A 21,694-nucleotide genomic window follows, 5' to 3' on the forward strand; every position below is an offset into this window, starting at 1 on the left:
GAAGTGACACAGCAGCAATTTCCACCGCAACAGCAATGGCCGCCGGACCCGAATCAGCAGTGGGGGCAGCCCACCGGATTCCCCTACGGCGGCAACACCCCGGCCCCGCGCCAGCGGTGGCCGTGGATCGCAGGCGCCGCCGGTGTGGTCGCACTGGTGATCGTCGGGGTGGTGATCGCGGTGAGCACCAAGCATTCCGGCACCAATACACCGGCGCCGGCCGCACTCCCGTCGTTCGTCGACGCCAAGGGCTATGCGTCCACGCCCGAGGCCGAGAATGCCGCGGTCGCCCTCGCGAAGAACGTACTGAGCAAGCTGAGCTGACCCCACCCCACTGCCGGGGATGTTCGCCCTGCGCGAGCCAATGCGGTTTTTACGCCCCGGTCCTGGCACTATAGGCGGGTGGAGTGGGCGTTCGGACTCGTCTTGCTGGTGGCGGTGGCGGTGGCATTGGCCGCCGGGGCACGCCGGCTCGGGGTCGGTGAGCCGTTCGTGCTCACGGTGGCGGGTGTGATCGGGTCGTATCTGCCGTTCGTGCCGGAGATCGATGTGCCGCCCGAACTGGTGTTGCTGGGGTTGTTGCCGCCGCTGCTGTACACCACGGCCGTGCGCACCTCGTTGATCGACTTCCGGCCCAAGAAGGTGTCGATCACGCTGCTGTCGGTGGGGCTGGTGCTGTTCACCGCGTTCTCGGTGGGCGCGGTGGTGTATTGGATGCTGCCGGTGCCGTTCTCGGCCGCGGTGGCCATCGGCGCGGTGGTGGCGCCGCCGGATGCGGTGGCGGCCACGGCGGTCGCGCGGCGGGTCGGGATGCCGCGCGGCATCGTGACCCTGCTCGAGGGCGAATCGCTGTTCAACGATGCCACCGCACTGGTTGCCCTGCGCACGGCGGTGGCGGCCATGGCCGGCAGCATCACCATCTGGCAGGCGGGGGCGAGTTTCCTCGGTGCGGCGGGCGGTGGCGCCCTCATCGGTGTGGCCGCGGCGCTGGTGCTGATCTTCCTGCGGCGCCGCATCACCGATCCCGTGCTCGATACGAGTGTGACGCTGCTGGCGCCGTGGGTCGCCTACCTGCCCGCCGAGGCCATTCACGCCTCCGGGGTGATCGGCGTCGTGACCTGCGGGCTCATCCTCGGGCACGAGGCGCCGCGCTGGCAGAGCGCGGCCTCCCGCATTGCCGAGCACACCAATTGGCGCACCATCCAATTCATTCTGGAGAGTGCGGTCTTCCTGCTGATCGGTTTGCAGGTGCGCCATATCGTCGACGATGCCTGGCACAGCGACCTGCCGCATACGACACTGGTGCTGACCTGCGCGGCCGTGCTGGCGACCGTGGTTGTGGTGCGCCCGATCTGGGTGTTCCCGGCCACCTTCTTCTCCTGGGCCGTGGAGGGCAAGCGGCAGGGGAAACCCAAACCGCATTGGACCGGTCCGGCGGTGGTGTCGTGGGCCGGTATGCGTGGCGTGGTGACGCTGGCCGCGGCGCTGCTGCTGCCGCTGGACACACCCGATCTCTCGGTGCTGATCCTGCTTGCCGTCGTGGTCGTGGCCGGAACCCTACTGCTGCAAGGGCTTTCGCTGCCGATGCTGGTGCGGGTGCTGCGTCTGCGCGGGCCCAGTCGCGCCGAAGACCTGCTGCAGGAAGCCAATCTGCTGCAGCAGGCCACCAGCGCCGGACTCGAGGCGCTGCAGGCCAATATCGTGCCGGAGACCCCGCCCGAGGTCGTCGATCTGCTGCGGGGCCGCGTCGCGCGCCGGGCCAGTACGGCCTGGGAACTGCTGGGGCGCTCCGAATCCCAGCGGGTCACCCCCAGTGGCGAATACCGGCGACTACGCCTGGTCATGCTGGCCGCCGAACGCGAAGTCGTGCTGCGTGTACGCGATTCGGGCGCCATCGACCAGGAGGTGCTGCAGGCGGTGCTGGCCAACCTCGACCTCGAGGAATCCACCATCGACCGCATCTCCGAAGCCGACGAGGACGACGGGACCCCACTGCGCGCGCCCGTCACCGGTGGGTGTGAGCATCTGCGCGAGGCGCCCTGCGTGCGCGTCCCCGATCACCCCGACGCCTGCACCGAATGCCTGGAGGAGGGCCTGGTCTGGGTGCACCTGCGGATGTGCCTGGAATGCGGGCATGTCGCCTGCTGCGACTCCTCCCCCGGCAATCACGCGACGAAGCATTTCAACAACACCGGTCATCCGGTCATGCGCAGTGTCGAGCCGGGGGAATCCTGGCGCTGGTGCTATCTGGACGAACTGCTCGGGTAGCCGCGGAGGGTGACGCCGGGCTGGTGGACGACCTTTTTCACCGTCCGCACCACCGGGGCGCTCTCCATCGACAGCAGGCCCGGCGAATTCACCAGCCGCTCGGTCAGATACGAGTAGAGCGCCTGCTGGTCACGGGAGTACACGCTGGCGAAGATATTGGTCGGGCCGGTGGTGGCGCCGGCGAAGGCGATCTCCGGATGCGTGGCGAGTTCGCGCCCGATCGCGACGATGCGCGCCGGTTCGCAGGCCAGCCAGAGCAGGGTACGTATTCCGATACCCAGTATGCGCCAATCGAAATCGACCTCGTAGTAGAGCGCGCCCGACGCCCGCAACTGGTGCAGGCGCCGGCGCACCGCCGAGGCCGACAGGCCGCTGGCCGCCGACAGTTCGGCGAATCCGGCACGACCATCGGCCGCCAGTACCGCCAGTAGTGCGCGATCGGGCGCCTCCAGGACGGTGGGCGCACCGGCGGTGACCTCGGGCCGCAGGGCCGCGACCTGGTCCGCGGTCAAGGGGCCCTGTTTGGTGACCAAACCCTCCGCGCGGGTGATGAATCGGTGCAGCAGATAGTGCGCGGTCACCGATTCGATGCGCGAGGTGCGGGGCAGCTGTTGCAACAGCAGTGCGTCGCCGTCGCTTTCATGCTCGGGCTGGACCAGGCAGGTGATCTCGGTGCCGCCCGAGGTGAGACTCACCCACAGGGTGTCCGGCCGCCGCGCCAAGGCTTCCGCGACAGCCGCGGAAGCCGAAGGGACACAACGTATCCGCAGCAACCACACCACTTGGCCGACCACCGCGAAGGGGTCGACGACACCGGCCACCTGCAGCGCACCGCACGCGCGCAGCCGCGCATAGCGGCGCGCGAGGGTCTTGTCGGACACACCCAGCACCGCCGCCAGGGTGCTCATCGGGGCTCGCCCGTCTATGTGCAGCGCGTGCACCAATTGCCGGTCCAGCTCGTCGTACCCGTCGGAATTCGCCACCACCGGTCCCCTGACTCCGAAATCCACCATCCTGCACCGCATTCCGAGCTTCCTCGAGTCTCCGCGCGCAGGGTGGAGCATGCAAACCGATCGAAGGAGGACCTGATGGACACCGATGTGCTGATCGTCGGCGCCGGCCCGACCGGCTCGATGCTCGCCGCCGAACTGCGGCTCGCGGGGGTGGACGTGTTGCTCGTCGAGCGGCGGCCCGCACCGAGCGAGAGCGGACGCGCCGGTGGCGTGCAGTCCCGCACGCTGGAGATCTTCGATCAGCGCGGGCTGCTGGAGCCGTTGCTGGCTACCGGGCACTATCCGTCGAACGCAGGGCATTTCGCCGGGATCCGGCTCGATGCCGGGGACCTCGACGACAGGCTGGTCGGGCGGCTGGTGCCGCAGCACATTATCGAGGGCATGCTGGCCGAGCAGCTCGCGGCGGCCGGCGCGCCCGTGCAGCGCGGACACGAACTGGTCGGGCTCACCGCCGATTCGGCGGGTGTCACCGCCGCCATCGCGCACGGCGAACGCCGCTACGAGGTTCGCGCCTCCTATCTGGTCGCCACCGACGGCGCCCACAGCACCGCCCGATCGCTGCTCGGCATCGAATTCCCCGGCACCTCCGCCACCAATATCTCGGCGGGCGCCGATGTGTGGCTCTCCGGCGCCGCGCAGTTCCGCGCCGACGGCACCCACTGGCGCTGGGACGACGCGGGCAACTGGGCGATGATGCTGCCGTTCGGCGATCACTTCCGGGTCGGGTTCGGCGGACCCGGCCATCCCGAGGATCGCACCCTGCCGGTCACCGATGACGAAATCCGGACGAGTCTGGCCGTTTTCGGTGCGGGCATCGAAGTCCTCGACATTCGCGACCGTTTCCGGATCACCGATTCCACGCGTCAGCTGCGCCGCTATCGGGCAGGGCGGGTGTTCTTCGCCGGTGATGCGGCGCATGTGCATCCGCCCTTCGGCGGGCAGGGCATGAACACGGGTATCCAGGACGCATTCAATCTCGGCTGGAAGCTCGCCGCCGTCCTCGACGGCAGCACCGGGAGCGAGCTGCTCGATACCTACGATCAGGAACGCCACCCGGTCGCGGGCCGCGTGCTGTTCAATGTCCGGGCGCAGGGCGCGCTCATGAATCGCGGTGCGGCCGACAGCGATATCAATGAATTGCGGGCGCTCTTCACCGAATTGGTCACGCTGCCCGACACTCGCAACTATCTGGCCGGGATGCTGAGTGGTCAAGCGATCCGCTATTCGATGCCCGCGGCGCCCGATCACCCGCTCCTCGGGCGTCCCGTGCTCGATCTCGCGCTACCGGAAGGACGACTGTTCGTCCGATTGCGTACCGGCCGTGGCGTTCTCGTCGCGGGCAATCAGGCGGTCGCCGCGGCGGCGCAGGGCTGGTCGGATCGGGTCGATATCGTCCTTGCGCCGGTTCCTCACTCGCTGCTCGTGCGTCCCGACGGCTATATCTGCTGGGCCGCACCCTCATCCGAGTCTTGTGCGGCAATGGAGTCCGTCCTCGCGCAGTGGTTCGGTAACAGCAGGCTCACCGCCGAGACGGCGCTGACCCGATAGGTCGGAGCTCAGGAGTCGGTCGTGGTCGCTGCGCGGGCTCGGTTCTCCCGGATCTCGTTGTGGTGCTCGGTGGCCCAGCCGATCAGGGAGGTGACGATCTCGTGCAGGCCACGACCGAGCGGGGTGAGGGAGTACTCGACGCGCGGGGGTACCTCGGCGTAGGCGGTGCGGGTCAGCAGTCCGTCTTGTTGCAGTTGGCGCAGGGTGAGGGTGAGCATGCGCTGGGAGATGCCGGGGATCTCGCGTTGCAGGTCGGTGTAGCGCAGTGGGCCCGATTCCAGGACGGCGATCACCAGCAGGCTCCATTTGTCGCCGACGCGGTCGAGGACTTGGCGGATGAACAGCATCTGCTCGGCGGGGATTCCGGCGCAGGGGCCGCGGCGGGTGGTCGTGATGTCCGATGGTGCTGCGACCTCCATGGCGCACATTCCTCTCCGTCACGCACACCGATGTGCCTTTTGTACGGCCTCCAATTCTGCTCCATCATGGTGCTACGCACAAATAGTAGGAATTGGAGAACCCATGTCGTATCTGCTGCACATCGACGCCTCCTCGCTCGGCGAAGCCTCGATCTCCCGACAGGTCGCAGGCTCGTTCCGCGCGGCGTGGCGGGGCCCGGTCGTCCACCGCGACCTGGCGGTCTCACCCGTGCCCCACCTCACCGCGGCGGGCATCTCCGCCCGGCACACCGACCCCGCCCGGCACACCCCGGAACAGGGCGAGGCCGCGCGGATCCAGGACGAACTGATCACCGAATTCCTCGGCGCCGGTGCCTATCTGTTCACCGTGCCCCTGTACAACCTCACGATGCCGTCGGTGTTCAAAGCCTGGCTGGACCAGATCATGGTCGTCGGCCGCACTCTCGGCTTCACCGACAGCGCCCCTACCGCCGGGCGTCCCGCCGTGGTGATCTCCGCCCGCGGTGGCGGCTACGGCCCCGGAGCCCCCAACGAGGGCCGCGACCATCTGATCCCCACGTTGGAGACCATCCTGGGCTGGTCCCACACCCTCGGACTCGACGTGACCTCGGTGATTCCCGAGCTGACCATGGTTCCCGACATCCCGGCGATGGCCGATCTCATTCCGCTGCACGAGAAGTCCCTGGCCGCCGCCCACGAGCAAGCGCGCCGACTGGCCGAGACCCTCGACCGGCGGGCCGCCTGACCCGCCCCGAGAAGCACCGATCACGCTGCGCCGCAGGGCGGCCCGTCTATCCTGGTCGGGCGCAGCGCGATTCAGGGCATGAGCACGACGATTTCCAGGCCGTGGCGGTGCGAGGCCGCGGTCAGTGCGGCGGCGGGATCGTCGAGGCCGACGATCTGGATGTCGAGCAGTGACAGGTCGAGGACGCCGGTGCGGACCATCGACCACAGGTCCAGGATAGTGCTGTCACTGCACATCCAGGAGCCGCGCAGGGTCAGGCGGCGGTGCATGAAGTCCCCGTAAGGGATCGGAAGGTCTTGGCGCACACCGCCGACCAGGACCCACCGGCCGTCGGTGCGGATTGCTTGATAGGCCGACATGGTCGGCTCCGGTGTCGGTGCCGCACCCAACGTGTCGATGACGGCGTCGACCGGCCCGGCGGCCGCGAGGATGGCCGGGCCGTCGACGCCGCGATCTCCGGTGAGCGCCACGGGAATCACGCGCGGGTCGAGGCCCGCGAGGGCGTCGAGGGCGTCACGGTTGCGGCCGATCGCGACCACCGCCGCCGCGCCGCGCGCGAGGGCGACGAGGACCGCGGCCGAGCCGAGTTGACCGGTCGCACCGACTATCGCGACGGTCTGGCCCGCGCGGACCTCGGCGCGCTCGATGCCCGCGCCCGCGATGCCCAGCCACGGCAGGAAGGCCAATTGCTCGGTGGCCTTGTAGGTTTCCGCGCCGGGCAAGGCGAGGAGCGTGCGCTCGGGCTGCAAGGCCCGCTCCGCACACAGCCCGTCGCGCCACACATCGCGCATGCGGTCGGTGGTCGGGGTCGGGCGGCCGTCGCCGCCGATTCCGGTCCAGCCCAGCAGCGCTTCCTCGGGTTCGGCGGCGCGGCCGGAGCGGAACAGGCCGGTGGCGACGGCGATATCGCCCTGCCGCACACCGAACACATCGTCCGCGGTCGCCGTCACGCGCCCGATTCCGGCCGCGCCGAGCACGATCGGCAGCGGGAAGCCGCCACGGCCGCCCGCCACCAGATCAGCGGTGTAGGCGGGGATCTGTACCGCGAGCACATCGAGCGTCGCGCCACCGCCACGCAGTTCCGGATCGGGCAATTCGGCCAGCCGCAGGCCGCTTTCGGGTGTGGTTATCTGCCAAGCCTTCATGCCTCTCAGCTCACTCCGAGCCGGACGTGATATCCAGAGCCGTGTGATCGTGGAACCAGGACTGCCAGGATGAGCGCCGACGACGACCCGGCCCGCGCTCGCCGACGAGAACTCGGCGCCTTCCTGCGCGCTCGCCGCGAGCAAACCACCCCCGCCGAGGTCGGCCTGCCCGGCTCCCCTCGCCGGCGCACTCCCGGCCTGCGCCGCGAGGAACTCGCCGTCCTGGCCGGCGTCAGCACCACCTGGTACACCTACCTCGAACAGGGCCGCAATGTCCGCCCCTCCGGCCAGGTCCTCGCCGCTATCGCCGATGCCCTCTGCCTCACCGACCCGGAGCGAACCCACCTCCACTCCCTCGCCGACCCCACCCCCGAACTCACCCGCCCGGCACCGGCATCCCGCACTCCCGAGCCCGAGCATCTCGCCCCCGCGGTAGCGGCCATCCCCGCCCTGCTCCACCCGGCCCCCGCCTACATCACCGGCGCCACCACCGACCTACTCGCCTGGAACGAGGCCGCCGCCCAACTCTTCCCCTCCCTCATCGAGCAAGCCCCCGGCGCCACCCCCAACCTGGCCCGCTGGATCTTCCTGAACCCCAACGCAAAAGACCTCCTGGTCGACTGGCCCGCAGTAGCCCAAACCGTCCTGGCCCGTCTCCGCACCAACGCCGCCCACCACCCCGAAGACCCCCGCTTCCCCACCCTCGCCCACCAACTCCGCACCGCCAGCCCCGAAGCGGCCGCCTGGTGGCCCCGCTACGACATAGCCACCAACCGCTCCGGCGCCAAACAAATCCGCCACCCCACCCGAGGCGAACTAACCCTCACCCACGCCGCCCTCACCGTCACCGACGCCCCCGACCAGGTCCTGGTTGTCTACTCGATCCCGTAGCTCTGAATATCCTTGTGGGGCAGCCGGATTCACGAGACGATCGCGGCGAGTCGAGTGATGTCGTCGAGATCGTCCGTAGCCGGGACGAAGATGATCTCGTCGACGCCGAGGTCGGTGTAGTCCGCGAGGGACTGTTTCACCATTTCCGGGGTAGTGCAGAGCACTACGCTCTCGGCGAGGTGTTCGGGGGCCAGCCGGTAGAAGTCGCGGATGTTCGCACGACCGGTCGCGGCGTCACCCAGCGCGAAGTAGGCGAGTACGACGAGTTTCGGGGCGCCCTGGCGGCCCGCCTGCTGCCAGGCGCGTTTCGCCGCTTCGAAACTCGGTGCCGTCATGGCCGGCGGCAGCGCGCCGCCGATATAGCCCTCGCCCCACCGCGCCATGCGTCTGAGGGTGGGAGTGTTGTACCCGCCGAAGAGTATCGGGACTTGCCGGGTTCCCGACGGCACGGCCGGGTTGGGTCCGTTGCCGACCGGCTTGCCGTCCCAGGTGTCGCGGTAGATCGCCAGGTCCGATTCCAGACGCGCGCCGCGGCCGGGGAGTCCGAGTCCGGGCACGGTGAATTCGTCCTCGCGTGATCCGACCCCGACGCCGAGGGTGAGGCGGCCGCCGGAGACACCGTCGATGCCCGCGATTTCCTTGGCCAGCAAGGCACCCGGCCACGTCGGGGCCAGCAGAACCGCACTGAGCAGGCCGATCCTGGTGGTCGCTCCCGCCGCGGCCGCCAGCGCGACGGTGTCGCTCACGCCCGGGTACGAGTAACGCCCGGTTGTGGCGAGCGTGGAGAACCCGGCTTCCTCGGCTCGCGCCGCCCAGGTCGGGATGAGGGAGGCGGTGAGGTTGCGCACTTGATTCGGAACTCCGATGCCGATCCGCACGAGCGATTCCTTTCTGCGATGGGATGTCATCGGTGGCGGCTCGGCCGGTCGCTTCGAATGTGGTTCTCTACCAGCGTTTTCAACCGGGGCAGGGTCTTCTCGATGCCTTCGGCGTTCCAGCGGGGCCACGGGGTACGGACCAGGAGGCCACGCACCGGTGAGGTGGACAGGTCGAAGGTTTCGGTTACCCGGGTGCCGCCGTCGATCTCGTCGAGTTCGTAGCGCCAGCGGTGCTTGCCGGGGTGACACCAGGCGATGCGCCGATCCGCCTCGAACTCGACGACCGTGTTGAGGATCCGGTAGCGCACGCCGAACAGCTTCATGGCGGTCCGGAACGTGGCGTCCATACTCAGCCGCTGCGGTCCCGAGATCGCGTTCCGCACGGTGCCGGATCCGTCGAAATCGGCGTGGCGGTGGGGATTTGCGAGCACCGCGAACACCGCCGACGGCGGTGCGGCGATGACGATATCGCGTGAGATCCGGAGTGAACGGGCGGCTGTGCTCATCGGAGTCCTTCGGCAGAGCGTCACTTCATGACAGGCCCGAACATTACGAGTCCAGATAGTTTGAGTCAAGATGTTCTCGTCTGAAATGATCTGAACTTGGATCCAGATCGCGGGACGGACTACGCTGCCTGTCATGGAGACTTCGCGACCGCCCGATGTCACGGCGAACGGTCAGGCCTCCGATACGCCCAACCGGCCGAACGACCTTGCCTTCCTGCTGCATGCGGCGAACGCGCGCATGGCAGATCACCTCGATCGCGCCGCGGTCGAGGTCGGTTTGAAGGACATGCGGGACTGGCTCGTACTCGCCGCGCTCGCGGACAGCGAGCATGCGAATCAGCTCGAATTGAGCCGCATCGTGTGCGTCGACAAGTCGACGCTCATCAGCGTGCTCGATCGCCTCGAGCGGCAGCAACTCGTCACTCGCACGGTGGCGCCGACAGACCGGCGCGTCCGGATCCCGCGAATCACGGACGCCGGCAAGCGCATGCACGCCGAATTCGCGGTGGCCCGTGACGCTGCCGAGGCCCGCGCGTTCGACGGCGTCCCCGATTCTCGGCGAAAGCTGGTGCTCAGCACGCTCGCCCAGGTCGCCGAGCGCGACCTGGGCGGTGCCTAGCCGGTTCGGCCGAGATGTTGGGTTTCTAGCGGATGGTCGGCTCCCGGACGGGGAGGCCGGCTGCCGAGTAGACGGCGTCGATGAGGGTCATGTTGATCACCGCGTCTTCGGGTGGGGTGGCCACGGGTTCGCCGTGCAGGACGGCGCCGGCGAAGGCGTCGAGTTGGAAGTTGTAGGTGGGGCGGCGGGTGAAGTGTTCTACGCGTTTGCCGTTCGCGGTTTTGACGGTGAAGCGGTGGAACCATTGGGGGGCCACGGGGTTGATGACGTGGAGGGTGCCCTTGTCGCCGGTGAGACGGGCCGAGATGCGGAGGATATCGGAGGACCACATCGAGCACTGGATGTTGCCGGTGGCGCCGCTGGGGAAGCGGAGGGCGGCGGTCATGGCTCGGTCGATTTGCGGGTTGTGGAGTTTGGCTTGGGCGGCAACGACTTCGGGGGTTTCGCCGGCGAAGGTGCGGGCCATGTGCAGGGCGTAGCAGCCGGCGTCCATGAGGGCGCCGCCGGCCAGGGACCAGTTGTAGCGGATGTCGGAGAACTTGGGCAGGGGGAAGCAGAACGCCACTTCCACTCGGGTGAGCCGGCCGAGTTCGCCTGAGGCGACTATTTCTTCGATGCGGTGGGTCAGGGGGTGGTAGCGGTAGTGGAAGGCTTCCATGACCACGCGGTCGGAATCGGCTGCCAGGGCGGCGATTTCCTTGGCCTCGGCGGCATTGGCGGTGAAGGGCTTTTCGCAGAGGACGTGTTTGCCCGCTGCCAGGGCGGCGCGGGTCCAGACGCCGTGCAGGCCGTTGGGCAGCGGGTTGTAGATGGCGTCGATGTCGGGGTCGGCCAGCAGGGACTCGTAGGAGTCGTGCACCTTGTCGATGCCGTGCTTGGTGGCGAAGGCGCGGGCCCGGGCGGCGTCGCGGGCGGCGACCGCGGCCACGACCACTTCGGGGTTGCCCGCCGCGGGGCGGATGAGCGCATTGGGCGCGATATTGGCGGCTCCGAGAATCCCGATGCGTACCGGGGCGCTGCTGATCATGCTCACGAATCTAGCGCCTTGCCCGCAAAGGGCGGCATATTCGAGGTGACCTCAGCCCGTGACGCTGGCGTGGCCGTCTTCGATGTGCCCGCGGAAGTCCCGGGTGTAGTCCGGGTCCGTGTCCACGGTGAGGGACAGGTCGTACCAGCCGTTCCCGTAGCGCAAGGGATTCCAGGTATCGGTCGTCGTCTGCCCGGCCTTGATCGTGTAGGTCCACGGACCGTCGGTGCGGTAGCCGTTGGCCTGCACTGTCACTGTGGCCGTGGCTTTTCCCTTGTTCGTCATCGACAGTTGCAGTTTGTTGCCGGAGGCATAGGACGCCGTCACTTCCAGGGGTGAGGTGGAGGTGCCGGTCATCCGCCAGAGGAACCGGTTGGGGCCGTGGATCGCGATGCCGTACTTCTTGTCGGCATAGTTCTGCACGTTCCAGGTGTCGCTGACCGAGGCGCCCGCTTTCACCAGATAGGGCCAGGGACCGTCGGTGCGCCCGTCGGCCCGGTAGGCGCCCAACTGGAGGTCGGCGGCACCGGTGTTGGTGAATGTCGTGGTCAATGCGCCTGCGGCGGTGAGAGTTCCGTTCGCGACGACGGCGTAGGGCAACGGGCGCGCGGGGCGCGTCCCCGGTTCCTGCTCGGGCGGCTGCTGATCGGCGGGCGGGGCCGGTGCGGGCAGTGAACTCTGGGTCGCATCGGCTTGTTTGCGGAGGGCATCGGCGTCGGGCAGCATCGGAATGGTGGTGTCGGGCTCGGTGAAATCGAAGCATCCGGTGAGATCCCCGCAGATGGATCGGCGCCACTGGGAAATGTTGGGCTCCTGCACTCCGGTCCATTGCTCGAGGAAACGGATGACCGAAGTATGGTCGTGCACTTGCGAATTCACCCAGCCGCCGCGGCTCCACGGCGAAATCACGAGCATGGGCACGCGCGGTCCGAGGCCGATGGGCAGACCGTTGACGAATTCCCCCGGCGTTCCCGCGGGCGCCATCGGTGGCGGGACGTGATCGAAGAAGCCGTCGTTCTCGTCGAAATTGATCAGCAGCGCGGTCGAGTTCCACAGCTTCTGGTTGCCCCACAACGCCTTCAGTACGGCCTGGGTGTAGGCGGCGCCGTCGACCGGGCGCGCTGCGGGATGCTCGCTGTATCCGTAGGGCGCCACCACCCAGGACACTTGTGGCAGGTTCCCGCCGGCGCAGTCGGCGATGAAATCGGCGAGCACATGGCCGACGTCCTTGCCTTGCCCGGAATCGGGCTTCCAGTTCTGGACGCCGAATACCTTCGCCCGCGTGGCGAGTTCGGTGTTCTTCGGATCGTGGTAGGCGTTGAACAGCCACAAAGGGTTGTCACCGTAATCACCGACGAACGGGTGCGCGCCGTCATCACCTACCTCGTCGTTGGAGTAGACCTTCCAGGTGATTCCCTTGGCCTGTAATCGTTCGGGGTAGGTCGTCCATCGGTACACCGGGTTGTAGTCGGCCGGGTTACTGATCGCCGGTCCGCCGAATTGTCCTGCGGGATCGATGGTTCCGGTCCAGTGATAGAGCCGATTAGGTGTAGTGGGTCCCAGTACCGAGCAGAAGTAATGGTCACAGACGGTGAACGCATCGGCGAGCGCGCGATGGAAAGGGATATCGGCATCGGTGAAATAACCCATGGTCATCTCCCCCTTCGCCGAGGTCCAGCCATCGCTCCAGCCGCCATTGATCGCCCGGTGCTGATCGGTCCAGCCGTGCGGCAGATCGCCGAGGTCCTGGCCGTCGACCTGCGTGGTGTCCACATGGAACGGCAGCAGGTAACCGCCGTCGGTACGACCCGCATCGGGCTGGTAGTAGATGTTCCGCCCGCCCGGTTCGACCACGACGGACGTGTCGCCGAGCCCGCGCACCCCGCGCATGGTGCCGAAATAGTGGTCGAAGGAACGATTCTCCTGCATCAGGACAACCACGTGCTCGACATCGCTCAATGCGCCCTTCCGGCTCGGCGCCGCGAGCGCCTCGGCCATACCGGACGGTAATAGCTGCAGCCCGCCGGTCAATGCGGCCGCGCCGAGCGCGCCACCGATGAATCGACGCCTGGGTAAACCCGAACCTTTTTGGGGCACAGCATTTCCTCTCGATCTGACCTGGATTGTCGAGCAGCGTGAAGAATGTCCGCAGGGAAGAAAGTACCGAGACATTTCCGGCCGGAATCAAATACGCCATGAATCCCTCGTGACGTGCAGCCCAACGCGAGCGGTCCGAGATGTGCGCATCGCATTATTGGTGAATTTCCCCACCTGAACGACCGGCTCGAATCCGTATTCGCCGCACGGAGGAACTAGGCTGGCGGGATGGATCCCAGCGGCGGGGTGGTCGATGATCTCGGGGCGTCCGTGGCGCTGCGACGACCGGTCGCGCGGGTCGTGTCACTGGTGCCCTCGCTGACCGAAGCCATCGCGGTCACCTGTCCGGGATTGCTCGTCGCCGCGACCGATTGGTGTACGCATCCGCGGGAGCTACCGGTCGAGCGCGTGCGCGGGACCAAGAATCCGAATGTGCGCCGGATCGGCGAGATCGCACCGGATCTGGTGGTGTGCAATCAGGAGGAGAACCGGCGCATCGACGTCGACAGGATGCGCGCGGCGGGAATCGCGGTGTGGGTGACCCGGATTCGCACGCTGGACGAGGCCCTGGAATCCATGCGTCGACTGTTCACCGTGGCCCTGGATACCGCGGCGCCGGAATGGCTACGGCAGGCCGCGGCGCAATGGGCGCAACCACCATCGGAACCGTTGCGCGCCGCGGTGATTCCGGTGTGGCGTGACCCGTGGATGGTCGTCGGGCGCGACACCTTCACCGGCGATCTGGCGCGCCGGCTGGGACTGCGGCTCGTCCACGCGGCACTACCCGAGCGGTATCCGACGGTGCCGATATCGGCACTCACGGCGGGCGTGGACCTGGCCGTGCTGCCGGACGAACCTTATGTCTTCACCGAAACCGATGGGCCCGAGGCGTTTCCCGGCATCGATGTGGCGCTCGTCGAGGGGCGCAGCCTCACCTGGTACGGCCCGTCACTGGTCACCGCCCGCCAGCTGCTGACCCGGCAGCTGGCACATCCCCTGCGGGCGTGAAGATGCGCCCGGTCACTGCGGGCTGAGGACTCCGATGGGGAATTGCCGGCTGCTCAGTGCCCGGTAGGCGGCCGCATGCGGATAGACCTCCAGCAGTGCGCGCCAGCGCTTTTCGTACTCGTCCTCGTCGGTGACCACGCGCAGGGTCACCGTGTGGGTTTCGCGGCCGACGCGTACCTGCGCGGTGCCCGCCGCCGCCAGGTTCTTCCACCAGTTCGGGGTGCCGGGATGCCCGCCGTTGGACCCGTACACCAGAAAGTCCGCGCCGTCGCGCACCAGCATGAGCATGACCGGGCGGGGCTCACCGGACTTGCGGCCCGCCACCGTCAGCTCGAACACCGGCGCACCCGACAGCGTGGTGAAGCGGGTACCGCCGAACAGCCGGTACAGGCGAGCGTGCAGGCGGCCGTAGAACCGTGCGACGGGGGCGAGATAGGTGCTCGCGTAGTGGTTGAACCGTCCGGTGGCGGTGAGCCGATCGGTTCCGGAAGCATTGGCGGCCATATCTTTTCCCAGCGTCAGCGGATCGGTGCGCCCCACTGTACGCAGCGGGCCACGGCGCTCGTTCACGCCGGGCCCACTCAGTAGACACGCCGTCACTGTAGCGGAGCGTCCACCGCATCGGTGAGCCGCTTCACGAGGAAGGCGATGATCTCGTCGCGGGCCGCGAGGGTCGGCTCCCCCGCCGCATCGATCAGATGCGCGGTGACCACGCTGTGCGGGCAGCCGATGTACTGCGAGAAGAACGGCGGCGGTGCGGGATTCGCCGCCGCCGCGGGCAGTACCCGCGGTTCGAAACGCGGGCCCAGCGCCGCCGCGTAGGCGGCGAAACGCTGTTCGGTGCAGAAGCGGTCGCCTTCGAAGCGGTAGGCGCGCACCACGAGGTCCTCGCGGTCGATGCGTTCTCGCACGGCCGCCAGCTCCGCCGGCGAGATCTCCAGTCCGCCGGGCTCGTCCAGCGGCAGCGACGGCTGACACAGCACCGGCGCGAGCGTCGCGGGCTCGAGCATCATGGTGAGGGCGAAATTGCCGGTGAAACACATACCCAGCGCGCCGACGCCGCGACCGCCGCATTCGCCATGAGCCAGCGAGGCCAGGGCGCGCAGCCAGCTCGCCACCGGGCTCGACTTCCCCGCGCCGAAGGCCCGGAACTCGGCACTGACACAGGCGCGTTTGAACACCTCCGCCCCGGCCGCGGTGTCGGGGTAGGCGCCATCGCGGCCGAACAGCGAAGGCAGGTAGACGGTGAGCCCGGCGTCGCGCACCCAGCGCGCGAAGCGCGCCACATCCGGACTGATGCCGGGCATTTCCGCCAGCACGATGACCGCCGGTCCCGTGCCGCTGACACGCACCGTGCGCGTGGCGCCTTCGAGCGTGATCGAGCGGGACGTGAAGTCGGCGAGGTCGTCGTCGCGGGCATCGCGCGGGAGAGATTGCTGCACAACCGAAACCTTGCCGCAGCGAGCAAGGACTCCGCTATTGACGAGATCGCCACCCTTCGGTCTAATCTCGCCAGATGATTTTCCACCTCGCGCTGCACGGTGTGCTCGAGGGTGCACTCGGCATCGGACTAGACATCGTCGATACGGCGGCCGGTCTCGCCGGTGACACGGGCGGGCGGCTGCAGCAGCGCGTCGTCTCACTCGACGGCGGGCCGGTCCGATCCGGGGGCGGGCGATCCCTCACCGTCGACATCGCTAGCCCGCTCGGGTCATTGGCGTTCGGACCGGGTGACGTGCTGGTGATCCCGGGGCCGTCGGCGTCCAGTGAGTCGCGCGTCGACGACCTGCTGGCCCGGCCCGAGACGATGCGGGCCGTCGAATCGATCCGCCGGGCCGCCGACTCCGGCGCGACGGTGGCCGCGTCGTGCTCGGCCACCTTCGTCCTCGCGGCGACGGGACTGCTGGCGGGGCGCGCGGCGACCACCACCTGGTGGCTGGCACCGCTGTTCGCTCGCCGCTTCCCCGATGTCGTCGTGCACGCCGATCACATGGTCGTGGACAGCGGCGAAATACTCACCGCCGGCGCCGCTTTCGCCCACGCCGACCTCTTGCTGGCGCTGGTCGCCCGCCTCGGCAGCGGCGAGCTGGCCGAGCAGGTGGCCCGCTATCTGGTGCTCGATGCGCGCATGTCGCAGTCGCGCTACATGGTGCTCGAGCATCTGCGGGCCACCGACCCGGTACTGCGCGCGGTGGAACAGCACGTGAACGCCAACCTGACCCGCCAGCTCACCCTGGACGAATTGGCCGCGGCCGCAGCGGTTTCCCCGCGGACCCTGGCCCGGCGCCTGCGCGACCGCCTGGGCCTCTCACCCACCGAATACGTCCATCGCCTGCGGGTCGGTCACGCGGCCACCCTGCTCGCGACCACGCGTGAACCCGTCGACGCGATCGCGAACGCGGTGGGTTACGCCGATCCGGCGGCATTCCGGCGCATCTATCGCAGGCATACCGGGGAGGCGCCGACCGCCACCCGGACCCGGGCGAGCGATCAGCGCGTGGGGCGCGGACCGACGATCGAGGCTCGCTCCATGACGCGGATCTGCGGCCAGTAGTCGCTCGAGGCGTAGTGCTGCACGGCGCGGTTGTCCCAGAACGCCACCGTGTCCGGCTGCCAGGTGAGGCGGACCTGATGCTCGGGGTAATCGGCCTGACGGCACAGCCGGTCGATCAGCGCACGCCCGGCCTCGGGGTCCAGGCCGACGATGCTCTCGGCGAAGACCCGGTTGACATAGAGGTGCTTACGCCCGGTCGCGGCGTGGGTGGCGACCACCGGGTGCACCACGGACGGGAACCGTTCGCGCATCTGCCGGCGCTGCTCCTCGGGCGCGGCGTGACCGAAGACGCGGGTGAAATCGTGGACGGCGTCGAGGTTTTCAATCTCGGCCTTGGTCTCCTCGTCGAGCACGTCGTAAGCGGCGTACATATCGGAGAACAGCGTGTCACCGCCGATCTGCGGCACCGAGATGGCGTGCAGGATCGCGCCCATGGACGGCTGTGCACGCCAGGTCACGTCGTGGTGCCAGGCGTTCTCGAAACCCGCGACCTGAGCGCTCTTCTCGAAGCGCACCAGTTCGGGCTGACCGGTGTTGGACGGAATGGCCGGGTGGATTTCGAGATCGCCGAAGCGCCGGGCGAATTCGACGTGCTGGGCCGAGGTGAGCGGCTGATCGCGGAAGAACAGCACCTTGTACTCGTGCAGGGCCCGGCGCAGGTCGGCGATCACCGCGTCGGGCTGTGCGGTGGTCAGGTCCACGCCACTGATCTCCGCACCGAGGGTGGCGCCGGCCTGGCGGGCGTCGAAGTGCTGCCACTGCAAGGCGGCCAGACGGTCGCGTTCGGCCGCGAGATGGGTGAACGGGCCCGAGACCAGCGGTTGGCCGGGTAGGCGGATCACGCCGATCTGCAGTCCGGTGGACGGATCCTGCACGGCGGTGCCTGTGGTTTCGGACATTCCGGTTTCCTTTCGACGGCAGCGAAGGGGCTGTAGTCACTCGACTACAGCAACCGGATGCTAGCGTAGTCACGTGACTACACATCGGGCAACAAAAACTTCGCAGACGGCCCCCACCAGCCGCGATGCGACGCCGACAGGCCGCGATGCCGTGGTCGCGGCCGTCCTGGACCACGCCGCGGACCTGTTCGCCGAACGCGGACCCACCGCCACCTCGATCCGCGATATCGCCGAACGCGCCGGGGTCAACCACGGGCTGGTCTTCCGCCACTTCGGCGCCAAGGAACAACTGGTCGGCCAGGTCCTCGAATACCTCGGCACCGACACCGAAGCCCACGTCGAACACGCGGGATTGGGCACCGACGATCCGCGGCTGCGCCGGCATTGGACCGTGATCGCCCGATGTCTGCTCGACGGCTATCCCGTCGGCGAACTACAGCAGCGCTTCCCCACCATGGAACGGCTCGTCACCGTCGCGCGCAGCGCATACCCCGACGAGCAGCAGGCCGCCCTCGCCGCCGCCCACATCGGTGCGCTCATCCTCGGCTGGGAACTGTTCGGGCCGTTCCTGCGCAGTGCCACCGGGTTGCAGGACACACCGGAAACCGAACTGTGCCAAGCGATCACCGAGCGCGCCACCGGCATGCTGCAACCGCACGGCCCGGCCGGTCAGAAATGAAACCCGCTGTGCGGGAAACGAAACGGCCGGGATGACAAGTCATCCCGGCCGTTCTACCGCTACGGAAATCTCTCAGCTCAGCAATGCGCGCCCGTACCAGTCGTTCACGTCGGTGACGCCGGGCAGCACGAAGAAATACCCGCCGCCGAACGGCTGCACGTAGTCGGTCAGCGGCTCCCCGGCCAACCGGGTCTGAATCTGCTCGAACTGACGCTGCACATCCTGCTGGAAGCAGGTGAAGATGTGCCCCGCGGCCATATTGCCGTTCGGATCCATGCCCAGGTCGTAGTTGTAGGAACGCCGGACCAGCTGCTGGCGTGCGGTATCCGGGGTGCGCGGGTTGGCCAGGCGGATGTGCGAGGTCAACGGGATGACCGTGCCGTCGTGATCCCGCTCGTAGTCGGGGGTGTCGAATTCCTGATTGCCGTCCAGCGGCGCACCCGAATCCCGGCGACGCCCGAACATGTTCTCCTGCTCGTTGATCGAGACCCGATCCCAGAACTCCACCAGCATGCGGATCAGCCGCACCACCTGATAGGTGCCGCCGCGGGTCCAGGCCGGCTCGGCGGGATCATCGGTCCAGATCAGCGATTCCGCGTCGGTGCCGGTCGGATTGGCCGTGCCGTCCTTGAAGCCCAGCAGGTTGCGGCCGGTGCCCGAGGGGCGCGGCGGGGAGTTGTAGCCCTCGATCTTCCAGCGCAGCTGCAGCGCACCGCGGGTCTGGCGGGTGATGTCGCGGATCGCGTGGTGGACGGTGTCGGGGTGATGCGCACACAACTGCACCATCACATCGCCGTGCATCCACGCATCCTCCGGAGAGTCGTCCGGGAAGATCTTCATCGGCGTCAGATGCGCCGGCTTGAGCTCGGCCAGCCCGAACCGGTCATCGAACAGGCTCGCGCCCACACCGGTGGTCATGGTGAGCCCGTCGGCGGGCGTATCCGAGCCGAGCACATCACTGTCCGACGGCGGCTGTCCCAGGCCGAGATCCGGCGGGGTGTTGTCGGCGGTGAGGAAGCGCGCGCGCCCGGTGAGCGTCTTCATCAGCTCGGTCAGTTCGGCCTTGCCCGAGGCGGTGACATCGAACGACGCGTAGCAGGACGCGTTCTGCTTGTCCGCCGGGCCCGGGGTGAGGATGCCCGCCTGATGCACCCCGTGGAACGGGTAGGACGAGGCAGCCGAGGGCGTGCCCGAGGCCGCGGACGCGGCGTCCACGCGGGCGCCTTCGGCGACGAGTCCCGCGGTGAGGGCCGTTCCGGCCGCACCGGCGGCGGCACCGGAGAGGAATCTGCGTCGGCTGAGGTTCATCGGAGGGATGCCTTACGTGTCGAGGATCAGTGGGCGGCGGGAACTTCCAGCAACCGGGGAACCCGGGCCAGAACTTCCAGGGCGCCGCCGAGTGCGGCCTTCACGGACTGCTGTGCGGCATGCGGGGTCTGGGCGGGCGGACGCCACCTGCCGTTGTCCTGGGTGGCCAGCAGCGCCCGCTGCAAGGTGTCCAGGCGCGCGGCGATGGTCGCGCGCAGGTCCGGCGCGCGCTCATCGAGCAGCGGGCCCAGGCCGGCGATCACGGTGCGGGTGATATCGATATCGGCCAGCGTGAGCGGGTAGGCGGCGCCACCGCCCAGGTCGTCCATGCCCGAAATATGGTCGCGCAGTGCGTCTTCGAGGATCTCGTGACCACGGATCGGCAGGTTGGTCGGGTCACCGGCCAGGTCGGTCGAGGACAGGTTCTGCTGCACGGTGGCGATATCGGCGCCCAGCTTGTCCAGCACCGGCAGCAGCTGCGCGGCGCCCTGTCCGTGCCACAGGCCGTACTCGAGGCGGTGCAGGCCGGTGAAGCCGGCATCGTTCACCCCGTCGGGCAGACCGGCGGGCAGGCCGTCCACGGCGGTGCCCGCCGCACCGAAACTGTTGTAGGAGGCCCCGACCCGCTCCCACTGCTCCTGCGCGGTCAGCCAATCCGCCTGCGCCGCGGCGATATTGTTCGCGCGCAGGTCGTTACGGATCGCGCCGAGCGTCCCGGTGAGCTGGCCGAGCGCCTGCGCGGCGGCGGCCTGGTAGGCGTCGTTCGCGGGCTTGAGGTCGACCTGGCTGACCGGTTTCACCGCCGGCGGCGCGTCCGCGGTACCGCTGACCTGCACCGTGGCCGAACTCGTCACCGCCTGGCCCGACATCGCGCACTTGATGGTGTAGCTGCCGCGGCTCAGGGTCGCGGTCATATCGGCCGTGGTGCCCGCGCCGATGGTCTCGATCTCACCGACGATCGCGCCGTCGGCATTGACCAGGGTGATCTCCCCCGCCTTGCCACTGTCATTCTTGACCGAGAAGGTCTGGCTGCCCGAACGCCCCGAACTCCATTCCGGCGCACACGAATTCGAGGTGATCGACACCGCCTGGATCGAGCCTTCGCTCGCCGAGGGCAGCAGCGCGATGGCCAGGCCCGCGGCCAGCGCCGGCACCAGCACCAAGGCCGCGCTCACCACCGCCAGGCGCTTGCCCGCGATCCGCTCGAACCAGTCGCTGACATGCTCGTGCTCCTCGGCCGGCTCGGGCTTCGGCGCCGGTTGCGGTGCCGTGGCGCCCGCGCGGACGAACATGGTGAGCACCACGACCAGGTAGACCGCCCAGGCGACCACCTGCAGCACGGTCATCTTCGGCTGCAGCGCGGTGATACCGGTGATGAGCGAGGCCCACCAGGAGTTGGCGTCGATATGGGCGCTCAGATCGAAGGCGATCCACTGCGCACCCGGGATCAGGCCCGCATTCTGCAGTTCACCCAGCCCGTAGGCCAGCACGCCCGCGGCGATCACGATCAGCAGCAGCGCGGTGCGGCTGAAGAACACGCCCAGGTTGAGCCGCACGCTCTGGCGATACAGCAGCCAGCACAGCACGATCGCGGCGATCAGGCCGATGGTGGCGCCGACCAGGGGCGCCAGCGTGGTGCCGGAGGCCTTGACCGCGGTCCACACGAACAGCGTCGTCTCCAGGCCCTCACGCCCGACCGCCAGGAACGCGGTCACCGCCAGCGCGCCCGCCCCGATGGCCGCGGCCCGGGTCACCTCACCGCGCAGCTGCTTCGACAGGGTCGAGGCGGTGCGGCGCATCCAGAACACCATCCAGGTGACCAGTGCGACCGCCAGCACGCTCAGCACGCCGCCGACGGTCTCCTGCGCCGAACTCGACATCACGCTGGTCGAATAGGTCAGCACGGCAGCGAAACTGGCCGCCACCGACACCGCCCCGAGCAGCCCGAGCCAGACCGGTGTCGCGGACAACGGCCGCTCGGCCGTCGACGCCTTGCGCACGGCTGCCAGCAGGATCGTCACTACGAGACCGGCCTCGAGGCCTTCCCGCAAGCAGATCAGAAGGTTCGGTAATGCCTCGGCCCAACTCAC

General features: G+C 68.4%; 21 protein-coding genes. 9 read left to right on the forward strand and 12 right to left on the reverse strand.

The annotated features are described in order from the left end of the window. Positions 1 to 3: 3 nt before the first annotated feature. Positions 4 to 324, forward strand: a complete 321-nt coding sequence (locus tag ACIP5Y_RS22540; protein WP_400352381.1) for a hypothetical protein — start codon at positions 4 to 6, stop codon at positions 322 to 324. A 78-nt stretch (positions 325 to 402) separates the two neighbouring features. Next, positions 403 to 2,268: a Na+/H+ antiporter gene (locus tag ACIP5Y_RS22545; protein WP_400352383.1), complete on the forward strand. Its 1,866-nt coding sequence runs from the start codon at positions 403 to 405 to the stop codon at positions 2,266 to 2,268. Here the strand turns inward: ACIP5Y_RS22545 and ACIP5Y_RS22550 are convergent. Beyond that, positions 2,244 to 3,293, reverse strand: a complete 1,050-nt coding sequence (locus ACIP5Y_RS22550) for an Lrp/AsnC family transcriptional regulator (protein ID WP_400352385.1) — start codon at positions 3,291 to 3,293, stop codon at positions 2,244 to 2,246. The genes ACIP5Y_RS22545 and ACIP5Y_RS22550 overlap by 25 nt on opposite strands. Positions 3,294 to 3,323: 30 nt before the next feature. On the opposite strand from ACIP5Y_RS22550, the gene ACIP5Y_RS22555 reads away from it, so the two are divergent. Then, positions 3,324 to 4,829: an FAD-dependent oxidoreductase gene (locus ACIP5Y_RS22555; protein ID WP_400352386.1), complete on the forward strand. Its 1,506-nt coding sequence runs from the start codon at positions 3,324 to 3,326 to the stop codon at positions 4,827 to 4,829. 8 nt (positions 4,830 to 4,837) lie between these two features. Here ACIP5Y_RS22555 and ACIP5Y_RS22560 read toward each other — a convergent pair whose 3' ends face one another. Next, positions 4,838 to 5,176 (reverse strand): winged helix-turn-helix transcriptional regulator, encoded by a 339-nt coding sequence (locus ACIP5Y_RS22560; protein ID WP_400353854.1) that lies wholly within the window; start codon positions 5,174 to 5,176, stop codon positions 4,838 to 4,840. A 175-nt stretch (positions 5,177 to 5,351) separates the two neighbouring features. Here ACIP5Y_RS22560 and ACIP5Y_RS22565 point away from each other — a divergent pair, with 175 nt between their 5' ends. Beyond that, on the forward strand, positions 5,352 to 5,993 hold the full coding sequence (locus ACIP5Y_RS22565; protein WP_400352388.1) for an FMN-dependent NADH-azoreductase: 642 nt from the start codon (positions 5,352 to 5,354) through the stop codon (positions 5,991 to 5,993). Between the two features lie 71 nt (positions 5,994 to 6,064). Here the strand turns inward: ACIP5Y_RS22565 and ACIP5Y_RS22570 are convergent, their stop codons facing one another. Further along, positions 6,065 to 7,138 carry a zinc-binding dehydrogenase gene (locus tag ACIP5Y_RS22570; protein ID WP_400352390.1) on the reverse strand — a complete coding sequence of 358 codons (1,074 nt, stop codon included), beginning with the start codon at positions 7,136 to 7,138 and terminating at the stop codon, positions 6,065 to 6,067. Between the two features lie 69 nt (positions 7,139 to 7,207). Here ACIP5Y_RS22570 and ACIP5Y_RS22575 point away from each other — a divergent pair, with 69 nt between their 5' ends. Continuing rightward, the gene (locus ACIP5Y_RS22575) at positions 7,208 to 8,029 is read left to right on the forward strand and encodes a helix-turn-helix transcriptional regulator (RefSeq protein ID WP_400352392.1); all 822 of its coding nucleotides are present in this window, start codon (positions 7,208 to 7,210) and stop codon (positions 8,027 to 8,029) included. 29 nt (positions 8,030 to 8,058) lie between these two features. On the opposite strand, the gene ACIP5Y_RS22580 is transcribed toward ACIP5Y_RS22575, so the two are convergent. Both ACIP5Y_RS22580 and ACIP5Y_RS22585 read right to left on the reverse strand, forming a co-directional pair. Next, on the reverse strand, positions 8,059 to 8,907 hold the full coding sequence (locus ACIP5Y_RS22580) for an LLM class flavin-dependent oxidoreductase (RefSeq protein WP_400352393.1): 849 nt from the start codon (positions 8,905 to 8,907) through the stop codon (positions 8,059 to 8,061). A gap of 26 nt (positions 8,908 to 8,933) precedes the next feature. After that, positions 8,934 to 9,413, reverse strand: a complete 480-nt coding sequence (locus tag ACIP5Y_RS22585; protein WP_400352395.1) for an SRPBCC family protein — start codon at positions 9,411 to 9,413, stop codon at positions 8,934 to 8,936. Positions 9,414 to 9,546: 133 nt separating this feature from the next. Between ACIP5Y_RS22585 and ACIP5Y_RS22590 the strand changes: the two genes are divergently transcribed. After that, the gene (locus ACIP5Y_RS22590; RefSeq protein ID WP_400352396.1) at positions 9,547 to 10,032 is read left to right on the forward strand and encodes a MarR family winged helix-turn-helix transcriptional regulator; all 486 of its coding nucleotides are present in this window, start codon (positions 9,547 to 9,549) and stop codon (positions 10,030 to 10,032) included. Between the two features lie 25 nt (positions 10,033 to 10,057). Here ACIP5Y_RS22590 and ACIP5Y_RS22595 read toward each other — a convergent pair whose 3' ends face one another. Beyond that, on the reverse strand, positions 10,058 to 11,059 hold the full coding sequence (locus ACIP5Y_RS22595; RefSeq protein WP_400352398.1) for a Gfo/Idh/MocA family protein: 1,002 nt from the start codon (positions 11,057 to 11,059) through the stop codon (positions 10,058 to 10,060). A 51-nt stretch (positions 11,060 to 11,110) separates the two neighbouring features. Continuing rightward, a complete protein-coding gene (locus ACIP5Y_RS22600) occupies positions 11,111 to 13,156 on the reverse strand; it encodes a phosphocholine-specific phospholipase C (RefSeq protein ID WP_400352400.1) in 2,046 nt (681 codons plus the stop codon). A 228-nt stretch (positions 13,157 to 13,384) separates the two neighbouring features. Between ACIP5Y_RS22600 and ACIP5Y_RS22605 the strand changes: the two genes are divergently transcribed. Further along, the gene (locus tag ACIP5Y_RS22605; protein WP_400352402.1) at positions 13,385 to 14,164 is read left to right on the forward strand and encodes a helical backbone metal receptor; all 780 of its coding nucleotides are present in this window, start codon (positions 13,385 to 13,387) and stop codon (positions 14,162 to 14,164) included. 12 nt (positions 14,165 to 14,176) lie between these two features. Here the strand turns inward: ACIP5Y_RS22605 and ACIP5Y_RS22610 are convergent, their stop codons facing one another. After that, positions 14,177 to 14,734, reverse strand: a complete 558-nt coding sequence (locus tag ACIP5Y_RS22610; protein ID WP_400352404.1) for a nitroreductase/quinone reductase family protein — start codon at positions 14,732 to 14,734, stop codon at positions 14,177 to 14,179. Between the two features lie 26 nt (positions 14,735 to 14,760). Beyond that, the gene (locus tag ACIP5Y_RS22615; protein WP_400352405.1) at positions 14,761 to 15,606 is read right to left on the reverse strand and encodes a dienelactone hydrolase family protein; all 846 of its coding nucleotides are present in this window, start codon (positions 15,604 to 15,606) and stop codon (positions 14,761 to 14,763) included. A 74-nt stretch (positions 15,607 to 15,680) separates the two neighbouring features. Between ACIP5Y_RS22615 and ACIP5Y_RS22620 the strand changes: the two genes are divergently transcribed. Next, positions 15,681 to 16,718: a GlxA family transcriptional regulator gene (locus ACIP5Y_RS22620; protein ID WP_400352407.1), complete on the forward strand. Its 1,038-nt coding sequence runs from the start codon at positions 15,681 to 15,683 to the stop codon at positions 16,716 to 16,718. Here the strand turns inward: ACIP5Y_RS22620 and ACIP5Y_RS22625 are convergent. Then, positions 16,655 to 17,617 carry a TauD/TfdA dioxygenase family protein gene (locus ACIP5Y_RS22625; RefSeq protein WP_400352409.1) on the reverse strand — a complete coding sequence of 321 codons (963 nt, stop codon included), beginning with the start codon at positions 17,615 to 17,617 and terminating at the stop codon, positions 16,655 to 16,657. The two genes, ACIP5Y_RS22620 and ACIP5Y_RS22625, sit on opposite strands and share 64 nt — an antisense overlap. A gap of 73 nt (positions 17,618 to 17,690) precedes the next feature. Here ACIP5Y_RS22625 and ACIP5Y_RS22630 point away from each other — a divergent pair, with 73 nt between their 5' ends. Then, the gene (locus ACIP5Y_RS22630) at positions 17,691 to 18,296 is read left to right on the forward strand and encodes a TetR/AcrR family transcriptional regulator (protein WP_400352411.1); all 606 of its coding nucleotides are present in this window, start codon (positions 17,691 to 17,693) and stop codon (positions 18,294 to 18,296) included. Positions 18,297 to 18,368: 72 nt separating this feature from the next. Here ACIP5Y_RS22630 and efeB read toward each other — a convergent pair whose 3' ends face one another. Further along, positions 18,369 to 19,604, reverse strand: a complete 1,236-nt coding sequence (gene efeB / locus ACIP5Y_RS22635) for an iron uptake transporter deferrochelatase/peroxidase subunit (protein WP_400352412.1) — start codon at positions 19,602 to 19,604, stop codon at positions 18,369 to 18,371. A gap of 26 nt (positions 19,605 to 19,630) precedes the next feature. After that, complete coding sequence (gene efeU, locus ACIP5Y_RS22640; RefSeq protein ID WP_400352414.1) at positions 19,631 to 21,694, reverse strand: iron uptake transporter permease EfeU; 2,064 nt, start codon at positions 21,692 to 21,694, stop codon at positions 19,631 to 19,633.

It is taken from the genome of Nocardia sp. NPDC088792 (assembly GCF_044750615.1).
In the GTDB taxonomy this organism is placed as follows: domain Bacteria; phylum Actinomycetota; class Actinomycetes; order Mycobacteriales; family Mycobacteriaceae; genus Nocardia.